The organism is Pseudomonas sp. YQ_5, from assembly GCF_043103305.1.
GTDB classification, from domain to species: Bacteria; Pseudomonadota; Gammaproteobacteria; order Pseudomonadales; family Pseudomonadaceae; genus Aquipseudomonas; species Aquipseudomonas putida_Y.
The window spans coordinates 182,060-193,743 of sequence record NZ_JBICJS010000055.1 but is presented as its reverse complement, the minus strand read 5'-3'; the positions used below and the strand labels follow the sequence as shown (position 1 = coordinate 193,743).

Genomic DNA, 11,684 nt, shown 5'->3' with positions numbered 1-11,684 from the left:
CGTCGTTCACCGCCTGAGTGAAACGTCTGTGTGTCGTGCCGCCGCAGCGGCAGGAGCACAGCAACATGACTGTCAAACACCGTAACACCTCATCGGCCAAGGCCGAACGCGAAACCCGCTTGTCCACCCGCGCCGCCCGTGAAGCGCGCAATGGCCTGGCGGTCACCCTCGCCAACCTCGATGCCAGCGAACAGGGCCTGACCGAGCACGAAGCCGCCAAGCGCCTGGCGCGCGATGGGGCCAACCAGGTCGCCCACGGCCCGCAACCCCACGCCTTGGTGCAGTTGCTCAAGGCCCTGAACAACCCGTTCATCTATGTACTGCTGACCCTGGCCGGTATCAGCTTCGTCACCGACTACTGGCTGCCGGTCAGCGCAGGCGAAGCAGACGACGCCGAGCTGACCAAGGTCATCATCATCATGACCATGGTCAGCCTCAGCAGCCTGCTGCGCTTCTGGCAGGAGTACCGCTCGAACAAGGCTGCCGACGCGCTCAAGGCAATGGTGCGCACTACAGCCACCGTGTTGCGCCGCGAGCAGATCGGGCAAGCCCCGCGCCTGCGCGAAGTGCCCATGGACGAACTGGTGGCCGGCGACATCGTGCAGCTTTCTGCAGGTGACATGATTCCCGCCGATATCCGCCTGCTCGAAGCGCGTGACCTGTTTATCAGCCAGGCCGTGCTCACTGGCGAAGCGTTGCCGGTCGAAAAGTACGACACCTTGGGCAATGTCGCGCAGAAGTCCGCCGCCGAGCATGGCGGCCGCCAGGACAACCTGCTCGAGTTGCCGAACATCTGCTTCATGGGTACCAATGTGGTCAGTGGCCGCGCCCGCGCCGTGGTGGTCGCCACCGGCCGACGCACCTATTTTGGCTCGCTGGCCAAGGCCATTGCCGGTTCGCGCAGCCAGACCGCTTTTGACCGCGGCGTGAACAGCGTCAGCAGCCTGTTGATCCGCTTCATGCTGGTGATGGTGCCAGTGGTATTCATGATCAACGGAGTGGTGAAAGGCGACTGGGGTGATGGCTTCCTCTTCGCGCTTGCCGTGGCAGTGGGCCTGACCCCGGAAATGCTGCCGATGATCGTCAGCGCCAACCTGGCCAAGGGCGCCGTGGCCATGGCCCGGCGCAAGGTGGTGGTCAAACGCCTGAACGCCATCCAGAACCTGGGCTCCATGGACGTACTGTGCACCGACAAGACCGGCACGCTCACCCAGGACCGGATCATCCTCGAGCACCACGTGCGCTTCGACGGCCAAACCGACAAGTACATCCTTGAGCTGGCCTGGCTCAACAGCCATCACCAGAGCGGCATCCGCAACCTGATGGACCAGGCCGTGCTGCATTTCGCCGGCCAGGATCGCCAGTTTCAGGCGCCTTACGCCTACGCCAAGGTCGACGAGTTGCCGTTCGACTTCATCCGCCGCCGCCTGTCAGTGGTGGTTAAGAATGCCTTGGGCGATCACCTGCTGGTAAGCAAAGGGGCAGTCGAGGAAATGCTCGCCATCGCCACCCATGTGCAGGAAGGCGACAAGGTCGTTACCCTTGATCCGTGCCGCCGCCAGCAGCTTCTGGCCAGCGCCGACGCCTTCAACCAGGACGGCTTCCGCGTGCTGGTGGTTGCCACCCGCGAGATCCCGGCGGCCGAAGGCAAGGCGCAGTATCACACCGAAGATGAGCGCAATCTGGTCATCCAGGGCATGCTGACCTTCCTCGACCCGCCCAAGGAAACTGCCGGCCCGGCCATTGCCGCCTTGCGCGACATGGGCGTGCAGGTAAAGGTACTGACCGGCGACAATCCGGTGGTCACGTCCAAGGTCTGCCGTGAAGTGGGCCTGGCGCCAGGCCAGCCCTTGCTCGGCCAGGACATCGAGGGCATGGACGACACCACCCTGAAGCTTCAGGTGGAGGAGCGCACCGTCTTCGCCAAGCTCACCCCGCTGCAGAAATCACGGGTGCTCAAGGCCCTGCAGGCCAATGGTCACACCGTGGGCTTCCTTGGCGACGGCATCAACGACGCCGCAGCCCTGCGCGATGCTGACGTCGGCATCTCGGTAGACAGCGGCACCGACATCGCCAAGGAATCGGCTGATATCATTTTGTTGGAAAAGAGCCTGATGGTGCTTGAGGAGGGCGTGCTCAAAGGCCGCGAAACCTTCGGCAACATCATGAAGTACCTGTGCATGACTGCCAGCTCCAACTTCGGCAACGTGTTCTCGGTCCTGGTGGCCAGTGCGTTCATTCCGTTCCTGCCGATGCTGGCGATTCACTTGTTGCTACAGAATCTGATGTACGACTTTTCCCAGCTGTCGTTGCCCTGGGACCGCATGGACAAGGAGTTCCTCAGCAAGCCACGCAAATGGGATGCCCGCAACATCGGCCGATTCATGTTGTGGATAGGTCCTACGTCGTCGATCTTCGACATCACCACGTTCGCCCTGATGTGGTACGTGTTCGCCGCCAACAGCGTCGAAATGCAGGCGCTGTTCCAGTCCGGCTGGTTCATCGAGGGGTTGCTGTCCCAGACGCTGGTAGTGCACATGCTGCGCACCCGCAAGGTGCCGTTCTTCCAGAGCACCGCTGCATTGCCGGTGGTATTGGCAACAGGGCTGGTCATGGTATTGGGTATCTATATCCCGTTCTCTCCTGTGGGCGCGATGGTTGGCCTGGTGCCGCTGCCGTGGGAGTACTTCCCTTGGCTGGTGGCTACCCTGCTGGGCTACTGCGTGGTCGCCCAGGCCATGAAGACACTCTACATCTGCCGTTTCGGCCAGTGGTTCTGAGTCATTCAAGGAGAGCCGACCATGCGAGTACTGATCTGTGCAGGACGCAATTACGCAGACACCCGACGCTGCCGCCAGGCCTTGGACGACGTCCAGCGCCAGCGGCCGATCCGGGTGTTGATCCACGGTGGCAGCCAGTTCCTTGGCGGGGAAATCGAAAGCTGGGCGCGCGAGCATGGCGCCGATCTGGTGCGCTACCCGCCAAACTGGCAGCTGCACGGCAAGCAGGCCGAACGCTTGCGCAACCTGTTCATGCTCAATGACAGCCGCCCTGACCTGTTGCTTGCCTTGCCCGGTGGCGATGACACCGAGGAGCTGCTGGCCAGGGCCCGTGGTGCCGAGGTTCAGGTGATGTGCGTCAGGCAACCACGTCAGCCCGAGCGGGGCGATTGCAGATAATGCAAGCGCCTGGGGCCGTACGGTACCTGCGGGCTTGCCCGCGAAGCAGGCGCCTCGGTTTCACGGCCTCAAGCATTGCGCAGCCGCCCTCGGCGGCTGCTCAGCCTGGCTGCGCCGCCAGATCGTTGCTGACGTTGCGCCCCAGCACCAGCACGGTGACAAAGCCACAGCCCACCAGCGCCGTGGCCAGGCTCAGCAGTACCGCAGTGCCCATATGGTCTACGACTTGCCCGCCGAAGAACGAGCCCACGGCAATGATTACCTGGAACATGGCCACGAACAGTGGCATGCCACGCTCGACGTCCTTGGGCGCCACGACAAACATCCAGATATTGGCGCAAGCCGGGAACGCACCGAAGGCAAAGCCCCACAGTGCGATCAGCATCGCGGCACCCGTCATGCCGGTGGCGAAGTGCGGGAACAGGGCGGTGCTGACTGCGATCATGAGCGCGACCAGCATCAGCGTATGCCGCACGCTGCGGTTGGCAGCAAAGCCGGCGAAGATGTTGCCCATGAAGCCGGCCACGCCATACAACAGCAATAATGAACCGATCGTAGGCCCGTCAAAGCCGGCATTCTGCTTGAAGAACGGTGCGACATAGGTGTACGCAGCAAAGTGTGCCAGGCCGATCAGCAATACGGCGATCAAGCCGACCCGTGCTTGCGGGTTGATGAACAACGCCGGCAGGTCGCGGATGCGGATGGCCTTTTCCGGCATCAGCCGCGGCAGCAGGAATACCTGTGCCAGCAGCACCGGTACGCCTACCAGTGCAGTGACCAGGAACGTCATGCGCCAGCCCATCAGGCCACTCAGCCAGGTGCCCACAGGCACGCCCACTACCGTCGCCAGGGTTACGCCCGCCATGATGATGGAGTTGGCTTTGGCTACGCCCATCCCGTCAGGTGCCAGGCGGCCGCTGAGGGCGATGGCTGTGGCCCAGAAGCCGCCAATACTGATACCCAGTAGCACACGGCCGACCAACAGCAGGTTGAAGTCGCCGGCGTAGGCCACGATGGCGTTGGCGATGATCATGATCAGCGTCAGGCCGATCAGCAGGTAGCGCCGGTCCAGCGCGCCCACGCCTACGGAAATCAACGGGGCGGCCAATGCAGCCATGATGCCGGGCAAGGTCACCATCAGGCCGGCAAGGCCTGCACTGATGCCAAGGTCGCTGGCCACATCGTTCAGTACCCCCACCGGGAGGAACTCACTGGTGACCAGGGCGAACGCACCCACGGCTACCGAGAGGATTGCCAGCCATTGCTGGGTGATACTCTGTTGATTGTGTTCGGGAAGGCCGCGAGGGGCCTGGCTGTTGCTTGGCATGGGATAGGTTCCATGAGGGATCTCGCCTGTAGCAGGCGCAAGAGCGGGGGGATTTGCAGGCGATTGTAGAGACGGCCTTGCCTGGCCGACAGGCAGGCCGCTCGATAGTAATCATCAGCGCAATCGATGAAACGTCCTGCGTAGAGCGGCTGCTCTGAGCAATGGCGTCCCGCTTGCGAATGCTATGGGCGGGGGCTTTATTCCCTAACCCGTTCGCCGTCAGGCTAGCCAAGGGCGCTTGTGCTTGACCCGGACAGGTGCAACAGGCGGCAGTGCAGCGTGCTTATGCCGCCTATGGTGCCACCAGCACATCACACAGTGATTCGTTCAGCACATGCTTGGTGACGCTGCCGACCAGCAGCTCCTCCAGCGCGCTTGCCCCCTGCTTGCCGACCACAATCAGGTCGCACTCCAGCTCCTGCTCCTGCTCGACAATGCACCAGCCCGGGTTACCGTGCACCAGGACCTGCCGTGCATCGGCCATGCCGGCAGCCTCACTCAACGCCGCGAGTTGTGCTTCTGCATCCTTGCGAATGACATTGCGGTAGTGGGTGAGGGTGCTGTGGTCGATATGGGCGAAGCGCACGCTGGCTTCAAACGGGGCTTCGTACACATGCAGCAGAATGATCTCCGCTTGCGGGGCAATGGCCTTGGCCAGTTTGAGGGTGCGCAGTGAAACGGGCGAAAAATCGACCGGCACCAGCACAGTGCGGTAGGCATCACGAGGGGCCGGCTTGACCACGAGCAAAGGGCAGGGCATGTGGTTGAGCATTTTCTGCACGGTTGAACCCAGCAGCAGGCGCCGCGCCACGCTCTGGCCCCTGGCGCCACACACCAGCAGGTCGCTGTGCTTGTCCTGCGCCACCCGGTTGATCTCCGTGATCACCGACCCGCTGGCGACCTGCACGCCAGCGGAGATACCGTAGCGCTGGAACAGCATGGCTGCCAGTGCGCGGGTTTTTTCGCCAGCGCTATCCAGTACGCGTTTCAGCAGGTCGTCATCAGGCGTCATCAACTGTTTGAGACGCTCGAAGGGTGCCGGGTTGGTAACGTAAAGCAGGTCCAGCGAGGCCTGCTGCGCATCGCTCAGGTAGGCAGCGCGCTCAGCTGCGTTGCGGGCGTGTGGGGAAAGGTCGGTGGCAACCAGTATGTGTTTCAGCGGGTTCATGTGGGGCTCCTTGTCCAAGGTTGCGCACCGTGATCAAGCGGTAAACCTTGAGCACAGTGCGCCTGGCGGTACTTGAGTCGTTCCTTGCGTGCAGCCATCGTCGCGCGAACTCGGCGCGAGGGCTTGATCTGGGTCAATGGCGTGTAGGTGCGGCGGCGGATCATGCCGGCAACAGCACGCAACCGGGCGCAGCCAGACCCTGACGTTCAGGCAGTAACGGCCGACCATTGCTCGAACGCTGCCTGCATGCTTTGCCGGGTCTGTGCGTCGGCGGGGATCAGGTGTTCGATGCGCAATGACTGTACGGTGACATCCAGCGGCATGCCGAAGGTGGTGAACGTGGACAGGAACCTCAGCTCGCCATACGGGGTGTTCACGCGGGTCAGCAGCAAAGGGGTGGCTGTTGCCATCTGGCACGGGCTTGCCGGGGCCGGCAAGTCGCGCAAGCGCGCTGCCAGTGCCGGATTGCCTGCGGCCTCCCTGGATGCGCGGTGCCAGGCAGCAGCGCGGATTTCCGGCGCGTTGGCCATATGATCACCCAGACCACCGGGGCACAGCAGTGTCTGCAGCAGGTTGAGGCCGGTCGCCGGCTGTGCGCTGACACCGGCCATCGCCAGCAGCAGGCCGGTACTGGCATTGGCGGCGATGACATCCCAGTTGCTGTCGATGACGATCGCCGGAGCGGGGTTGTTCACCTGCAGAATATGCTCGATGGCAGTATTCACCAAGGCCAGTTCAGGCGCATCGAGTGGTGTGGCGGCGTAGCGGGGCGCGTATCCTGCAGCAACGAACACTTCGTTGCACCGCTCCAGCGGTGCATCCAGGGCCGACAGGAGGGCATGCAAGGTGCCTGGGCTGGCTTTGGCGCGTCCTGTTTCCACACAGCTCAGATGACGCTGCGACAGTCCCGTCAGCAGCGCCAGTTCCAGCTGGCTGAGTTTGGCCTGACGGCGCAGTTCGCGAAGATGCTGGCCCGCTGAGATGTGTGGGGCAGGGGTGCTGCGATGGAACAGATGATGATTCATGCGTTGCCCTGATCGTCCTTGAGTGCAATGTCCATGACCTCACGGGTCATTGAGTGCAAGCAACCCTATCACTACTGTGCCGGCAAACCCTATCAAGGAGAGCCATATGGGCTTGCATAACCTGGTAACCAGAGGCGTTGCCGAGGGGCGCCAGCCATGAGCGGTGCTCTGCAGGTCTATGCGCTGTGCGTGGTGGTGCTGTTCCTCAAGATGTTCCTGGTTTCCTGCTATCAGGGCTATCACCGCTTGCGCTTCGTCGCGTTCACCAACCCGGAGGACGCTGCCGTGTTCAGGCGCGTCGCCCAGGCCGTTGAACGCCCGCAGGTGACACGTGCTGCCAAGGTATGGGCCAATGATCTGGAGAACATTCCCATATTCTTTGCCCTCGGCGGGCTGGCTGTCGCGTTGGAAGCAGCCACGCAACCGGTGCTGTGGCTGAGTACGGTGTTCACGGTTGCCAGGGTCCTGCATACGCTGGCCTATCTGCGGAGCCTGCAGCCATGGAGAACGTTGTTCTATGGCATCGGGGTCATTTGCCTGCTGGGCTTCTGCTCACTCATCGCAGCGAAAATAGTCGGCTGACCCAAAATATTGCATGAGTCATCTTGATGCTTTCACATAGCAGTACTAATACTTAAGCACTGCCGAAGGGGATGATCATGCAGACACGCTTCGTTGTGGTTCCCGCAGTGCCACCCAAGAAAGAGGCTTATCCTCGACGGCTTGGCTTTCCTGCCGCACTGGCGGAGGGGTACGACCTCTATGACACGCAAGACAAGATGCGTCTGAGCCTGAACTTTTCCACCCGTGCCCAAGCCGAGTTCGAATGTGCATGCCGCAACCGCTGTGGGGATGCCGGTGATGCAGATCTCGCCAGTATTGGTTGATCGCCTGCTGTGGCCCGTTCTTGTTTCTGGTGCTGCTTTGCAGGGTCTATCGCCACATTCAAGCGTTTGCGATGAGGCTGGAACCGTTTCAGGGTTCCGGCTCAGCGGCTGATGGCACAGGCAAAAAGCTCTACCGCGCGGCTTGCCATTCAACAGTCACAAAGTTGTAACACAGCTGATGCAAAGTGTGCTGGCCATCACACGGAGCACTTTTTTGATGAAACGCCTGATGAAGTCTGCTGCACTCGCCGTTGCGGTTTCCCTTTGCGCCACCTCGGCAGCCTTTGCTGCAGAAAACGTCCGCTTGACCGGTTCGGGCGCCAGCTTCCCTGCACCGATTTACCTGACCTGGTTCAAGGACTTCAGCAAGAACACGGCTGGCGTCACCGTCGATTACCAGTCCAAGGGCAGCGGCGCGGGCGTTCAGGACTTCCTGAACAAGACCGTCGACTTCGCCGCCAGCGACTCGGCCATGAGCGAAGCAGACATTGCCAAGGTTGGCGAAGGCGTGCAGTTGCTGCCAATGACCGCCGGTGAAATCGTCCTGGCTTACAACCTGCCGGGTAACCCTAAAGGGCTGAAGCTGCCGCGCGACGTCTACTCCAATATCTTCCTCGGCAAGATCACCCAGTGGAACGACCCGCAAATCGCTGCGGCCAACCCTGACCTGAAGCTGCCTGCCACCCCGATCACCGTGGTCGTGCGTGCCGACTCCAGCGGCACCACTGCCGTCTTCACCAAGCACCTGTCGGCCATCAACGCTGACTTCAAGCAAGGGCTGGGCGAAGGCAACACCGTCAACTGGCCGGCCACCGACAAGTTCATCAAGTCGCCGAAGAACGACGGCGTAACCGCCACCGTCCGCCAGACCCCGGGCGCTATCGGCTACATCGAGTACGGCTTCGCCAAGCTGGCCAAGGTCGACTTCGCCATGTTGCAGAACAAGGCTGGCCAATACGTCGTGCCGAATGCCGAGAGCGGTGCCGAAGCACTGGCTGCGGTGAAAATGCCGGAAAACCTGGTGGCCTGGCTGCCTGACCCGGACGGTGCCAAGTCCTACCCGATCACTTCCTATACCTGGATGATTTTCCGCAAGGACAACGGCAACCCGGAAAAAGCCAAGGCCATGCGTGAAATGGTCGAGTACAGCCTGACCAAAGGCCAGACCATCGCCGACTCGATGGGTTACATCCCGCTGCCGCCGTCGGTAGTCGACCAGGTGCGTAAAGCGTCTGCCAACATCCAGTAATACCCAGGCGCTCCCGGTATCGGCATGAAGCCATGCCGGGGGTGTTTGTCCTTTGTCCCGGAACTCGCCAATGAACACACCTTTTGCCATACCGGATAACCCCGACTCCGCGTGCCAGCCACCGTCTGCGAAAGACTTTCTGGTCGATCGCACCTTCCGTGCGCTTGCGCGCATTGGCGTGGTGCTGGTACTGGCGCTGGTCTTCGCGCTGGTCTACGAAGTGGGCCGCAAGGCACTGCCCGGCATTGAAAAGCACGGTTTTGACGTGTTGTTCGGTAGTGTCTGGGACGTTAACCAAGGCAAGTACGGTATTCTGCCAGCGATCTGGGGCACGCTGTACAGCGCCTTGATCGCCCTGTTGATCGCCGGTTTCTTCGGCGTCAGCATGGCCATTTTCCTGACCCAGGATTTCCTTCCGGCCAAGCTTGCCGCGGTGTTTCGCACCATCGTCGAGCTGCTCGCCGCCATCCCCAGCGTGGTGTACGGCCTGTGGGGCATCTATGTGGTCATCCCGGCGATTCGCCCGCTGACCGCCTGGCTGAACAGCGAGCTGGGCTGGATCCCGTTTTTCGGCACCTCCCTCAGTGGCCCAGGCCTGCTGCCTGCGGCGCTGGTACTGGCGATCATGATCCTGCCGACCATCGCTGCGGTTTCCCAGGATGCGCTGACCAGCGTACCGATGAAAACCAAGCAGGCTGCCTACGGTATGGGCACCACCCACTGGGAAGCCATCCTCAAGGTGATGGTGCCCTCGGCGGCTACCGGCATCTTCGGTTCGCTGGTGCTGGGCCTTGGCCGTGCACTCGGTGAAACCATGGCGCTGGCCATGCTGGTCGGCAACGCCAACACCATTTCCCTGTCCTTGTTCGCACCGGCTAACACCCTGGCGGCGCTGCTGGCGCTGAACTTCCCGGAAGCCGGCCCGAACGAGGTCGAAGTGCTGATGTACGCGGCACTGGTACTGATGTTCATCACCCTGCTGGTGAACGTCCTCGGCTCGATGATCATGCTCTACGCCCAGCGTGGTAACAAACAATGACTGACCTGACGACCCCTGTAGCCGCGTTGCCCAGCCTGCAGCGCAAGCTGGAAGGCCGTGCCCTGCGCAGCCTGATCCTGACCACGCTGGCCTGGTTCGCGGCACTGGTGGCCAGCGTGCCGCTGATTTCCGTGCTGTACATGCTGATCACCCGTGGTGGCGCACGGCTCAACCTGGAAGTGTTCACCGAACTGCCACCTACCGGTTTCGAAATGGGCGGCGGCTTCGGTAACGCCATGGCCGGTACCTTCGTCATGGTCGGCATTGCCGCCGCCATCGCTGTGCCGGTCGGTATCCTGGCAGCGGTGTTCCTGGCCGAGCTCGGCCCCGACAGCAAGCTGGCCAATGCTGCGCGCTTTGCCGCCAAGATGCTCACTGGCCTGCCATCGATCCTGGCCGGTGTGTTTGCCTACGCCCTGGTGGTGATGACCACCGGTACCTACTCGGCACCGGCAGGCGGCGTGGCGCTGGCGGTGCTGATGCTGCCGATCGTGGTGCTGACTGCCGAAGAGTCGATGAAGATGGTGCCCAAGATCATGAAGGACGCCGCCTACGGCATGGGCTGCACCCGCGCCCAGGTCATCTGGAAAATCGTGCTGCCTACCGGCCTGCCGGCCATCCTTACCGGGGTGATGCTGGCCGTGGCCCGCGCCGCTGGCGAAACCGCGCCACTGCTGTTCACCGCGTTGTTCAGCAACTACTGGATCTACCACGACGGCGACCTGGCGGTGATGAACCCCACAGCCTCGCTTGCGGTACTGATCTACAACTTCTCCGGCATGCCGTTCGACAACCAGCTCGAGCTCGCCTGGGCGGCCTCGCTGGTGCTGGTCATGATCGTGCTGGTCATCAACATTTTGAGCCGAGTCTTCGGCAAGCCCAAGTATTGAGAAAGGGAGCATCCAACTTGAACGTATCCACTGCGCAAAGAGCCGCTCCCATGGTCAGCGAAGCCCCCATTGTCATGGACTGCAAGCTCGACAAGATTTTCTACGGTAACTTCATGGCCGTGCGTGACAGCCATGTGCCGATCAGGAAAAACGAGATCACCGGTTTTATCGGCCCTTCGGGCTGTGGCAAAAGTACCGTGCTGCGTAGCTTGAACCGTATGAATGACCTGGTGAAGGGCTTCCGCTTCGAAGGCCATGTGCACTTTCTTGGGCAGGATGTCTACGGCAAGGGCGTCGACCCTGTTGTGGTGCGCCGCTATATCGGCATGGTGTTCCAGCAGCCCAACCCGTTCTCGATGAGCATCTTCGACAATGTGGCCTTCGGCCTGCGCCTGAACCGCTATAAAGGCGACCTGGGCGATCGCGTGAAGCACGCCTTGCAAGGCGCCGCGCTGTGGGACGAAGTGAAGGACAAGCTCAAGGTCAGCGGGCTGTCACTGTCTGGTGGCCAGCAGCAGCGCCTGTGCATCGCCCGTGCCATCGCCACCGAGCCGGAAGTGCTGTTGCTGGACGAGCCCTGCTCGGCACTCGACCCGATCGCCACCCGCCGCGTGGAAGAACTGATGGTCGAGCTGAAGAAGGACTACACCATCGCGCTGGTGACCCATAACATGCAGCAGGCGATTCGTGTGGCCGACACCACCGCGTTCTTCTCGGTCGACATTTCCCAGGGCACCCGCACCGGCTATCTGGTCGAGATGGGCGCAACCGCGCAGATTTTCCAGAACCCGCGCGAGCAGCTGACCAGCGATTACATCAGCGGCAAGTTCAGCTGAGTCATGCAAGCCCAAGGTGGCCAGGTGTTGCAGCCAGGATGGTTGCGACGCCTGGCCGCGTTACCTTCCGTTAAAGTGTTACCC

11 protein-coding genes are annotated in these 11,684 nt (G+C 61.8%); 8 read left to right on the top strand and 3 right to left on the bottom strand.

The features are described 5' to 3' along the window. The first annotated feature begins 65 nt into the window (after positions 1-65). Together mgtA and ACF8EA_RS13445 are read left to right on the top strand one after the other, a co-directional pair. Positions 66-2,780, top strand: a complete 2,715-nt coding sequence (gene mgtA / locus ACF8EA_RS13450) for a magnesium-translocating P-type ATPase (protein WP_392522280.1) — start codon at positions 66-68, stop codon at positions 2,778-2,780. A 21-nt stretch (positions 2,781-2,801) separates the two neighbouring features. Next, positions 2,802-3,179, top strand: coding sequence for a DUF2493 domain-containing protein (locus ACF8EA_RS13445; protein WP_330509229.1), 378 nt, complete (start codon positions 2,802-2,804; stop codon positions 3,177-3,179). 100 nt (positions 3,180-3,279) lie between these two features. On the opposite strand, the gene ACF8EA_RS13440 is transcribed toward ACF8EA_RS13445, so the two are convergent. From ACF8EA_RS13440 to ACF8EA_RS13430, 3 genes are all read right to left on the bottom strand, one after another. After that, complete coding sequence (locus ACF8EA_RS13440) at positions 3,280-4,506, bottom strand: MFS transporter (RefSeq protein WP_330509230.1); 1,227 nt, start codon at positions 4,504-4,506, stop codon at positions 3,280-3,282. 292 nt (positions 4,507-4,798) lie between these two features. After that, positions 4,799-5,674 (bottom strand): universal stress protein, encoded by an 876-nt coding sequence (locus ACF8EA_RS13435; protein WP_392522277.1) that lies wholly within the window; start codon positions 5,672-5,674, stop codon positions 4,799-4,801. 206 nt (positions 5,675-5,880) lie between these two features. Next, the gene (locus tag ACF8EA_RS13430) at positions 5,881-6,699 is read right to left on the bottom strand and encodes a helix-turn-helix domain-containing protein (protein WP_274147465.1); all 819 of its coding nucleotides are present in this window, start codon (positions 6,697-6,699) and stop codon (positions 5,881-5,883) included. Between the two features lie 156 nt (positions 6,700-6,855). Between ACF8EA_RS13430 and ACF8EA_RS13425 the strand changes: the two genes are divergently transcribed. The 6 genes from ACF8EA_RS13425 to pstB all read left to right on the top strand — a co-directional run bounded on the left by ACF8EA_RS13425 (position 6,856) and on the right by pstB (position 11,600). After that, positions 6,856-7,281, top strand: a complete 426-nt coding sequence (locus tag ACF8EA_RS13425) for an MAPEG family protein (protein WP_392522275.1) — start codon at positions 6,856-6,858, stop codon at positions 7,279-7,281. Positions 7,282-7,352: 71 nt separating this feature from the next. Continuing rightward, entirely contained in the window at positions 7,353-7,586 is a 234-nt protein-coding gene (locus tag ACF8EA_RS13420) for a hypothetical protein (protein ID WP_021784019.1), read from the top strand. Positions 7,587-7,803: 217 nt separating this feature from the next. Continuing rightward, positions 7,804-8,835, top strand: a complete 1,032-nt coding sequence (gene pstS, locus ACF8EA_RS13415) for a phosphate ABC transporter substrate-binding protein PstS (protein ID WP_014591398.1) — start codon at positions 7,804-7,806, stop codon at positions 8,833-8,835. A 70-nt stretch (positions 8,836-8,905) separates the two neighbouring features. Then, positions 8,906-9,874: a phosphate ABC transporter permease subunit PstC gene (gene pstC, locus ACF8EA_RS13410; protein ID WP_004574212.1), complete on the top strand. Its 969-nt coding sequence runs from the start codon at positions 8,906-8,908 to the stop codon at positions 9,872-9,874. Beyond that, a complete protein-coding gene (pstA, locus tag ACF8EA_RS13405) occupies positions 9,871-10,764 on the top strand; it encodes a phosphate ABC transporter permease PstA (RefSeq protein WP_064491590.1) in 894 nt (297 codons plus the stop codon). Before pstC ends, pstA begins: the two co-directional genes overlap by 4 nt. A gap of 50 nt (positions 10,765-10,814) precedes the next feature. After that, positions 10,815-11,600 carry a phosphate ABC transporter ATP-binding protein PstB gene (gene pstB, locus ACF8EA_RS13400; RefSeq protein WP_021784018.1) on the top strand — a complete coding sequence of 262 codons (786 nt, stop codon included), beginning with the start codon at positions 10,815-10,817 and terminating at the stop codon, positions 11,598-11,600. The last annotated feature ends 84 nt before the right edge of the window (positions 11,601-11,684 follow it).

What these genes read in the sequence shown, in the direction of transcription:
- mgtA (WP_392522280.1), top strand. Translation starts at nt 66, where the DNA reads ATGACTGTCAAACACCGTAACACCTCATCGGCCAAGGCCGAACGCGAA.
- ACF8EA_RS13445 (WP_330509229.1), top strand. Translation starts at nt 2,802, where the DNA reads ATGCGAGTACTGATCTGTGCAGGACGCAATTACGCAGACACCCGACGC.
- ACF8EA_RS13440 (WP_330509230.1), bottom strand. Translation starts at nt 4,506, where the DNA reads ATGCCAAGCAACAGCCAGGCCCCTCGCGGCCTTCCCGAACACAATCAA.
- ACF8EA_RS13435 (WP_392522277.1), bottom strand. Translation starts at nt 5,674, where the DNA reads ATGAACCCGCTGAAACACATACTGGTTGCCACCGACCTTTCCCCACAC.
- ACF8EA_RS13430 (WP_274147465.1), bottom strand. Translation starts at nt 6,699, where the DNA reads ATGAATCATCATCTGTTCCATCGCAGCACCCCTGCCCCACACATCTCA.
- ACF8EA_RS13425 (WP_392522275.1), top strand. Translation starts at nt 6,856, where the DNA reads ATGAGCGGTGCTCTGCAGGTCTATGCGCTGTGCGTGGTGGTGCTGTTC.
- ACF8EA_RS13420 (WP_021784019.1), top strand. Translation starts at nt 7,353, where the DNA reads ATGATCATGCAGACACGCTTCGTTGTGGTTCCCGCAGTGCCACCCAAG.
- pstS (WP_014591398.1), top strand. Translation starts at nt 7,804, where the DNA reads ATGAAACGCCTGATGAAGTCTGCTGCACTCGCCGTTGCGGTTTCCCTT.
- pstC (WP_004574212.1), top strand. Translation starts at nt 8,906, where the DNA reads ATGAACACACCTTTTGCCATACCGGATAACCCCGACTCCGCGTGCCAG.
- pstA (WP_064491590.1), top strand. Translation starts at nt 9,871, where the DNA reads ATGACTGACCTGACGACCCCTGTAGCCGCGTTGCCCAGCCTGCAGCGC.
- pstB (WP_021784018.1), top strand. Translation starts at nt 10,815, where the DNA reads ATGGTCAGCGAAGCCCCCATTGTCATGGACTGCAAGCTCGACAAGATT.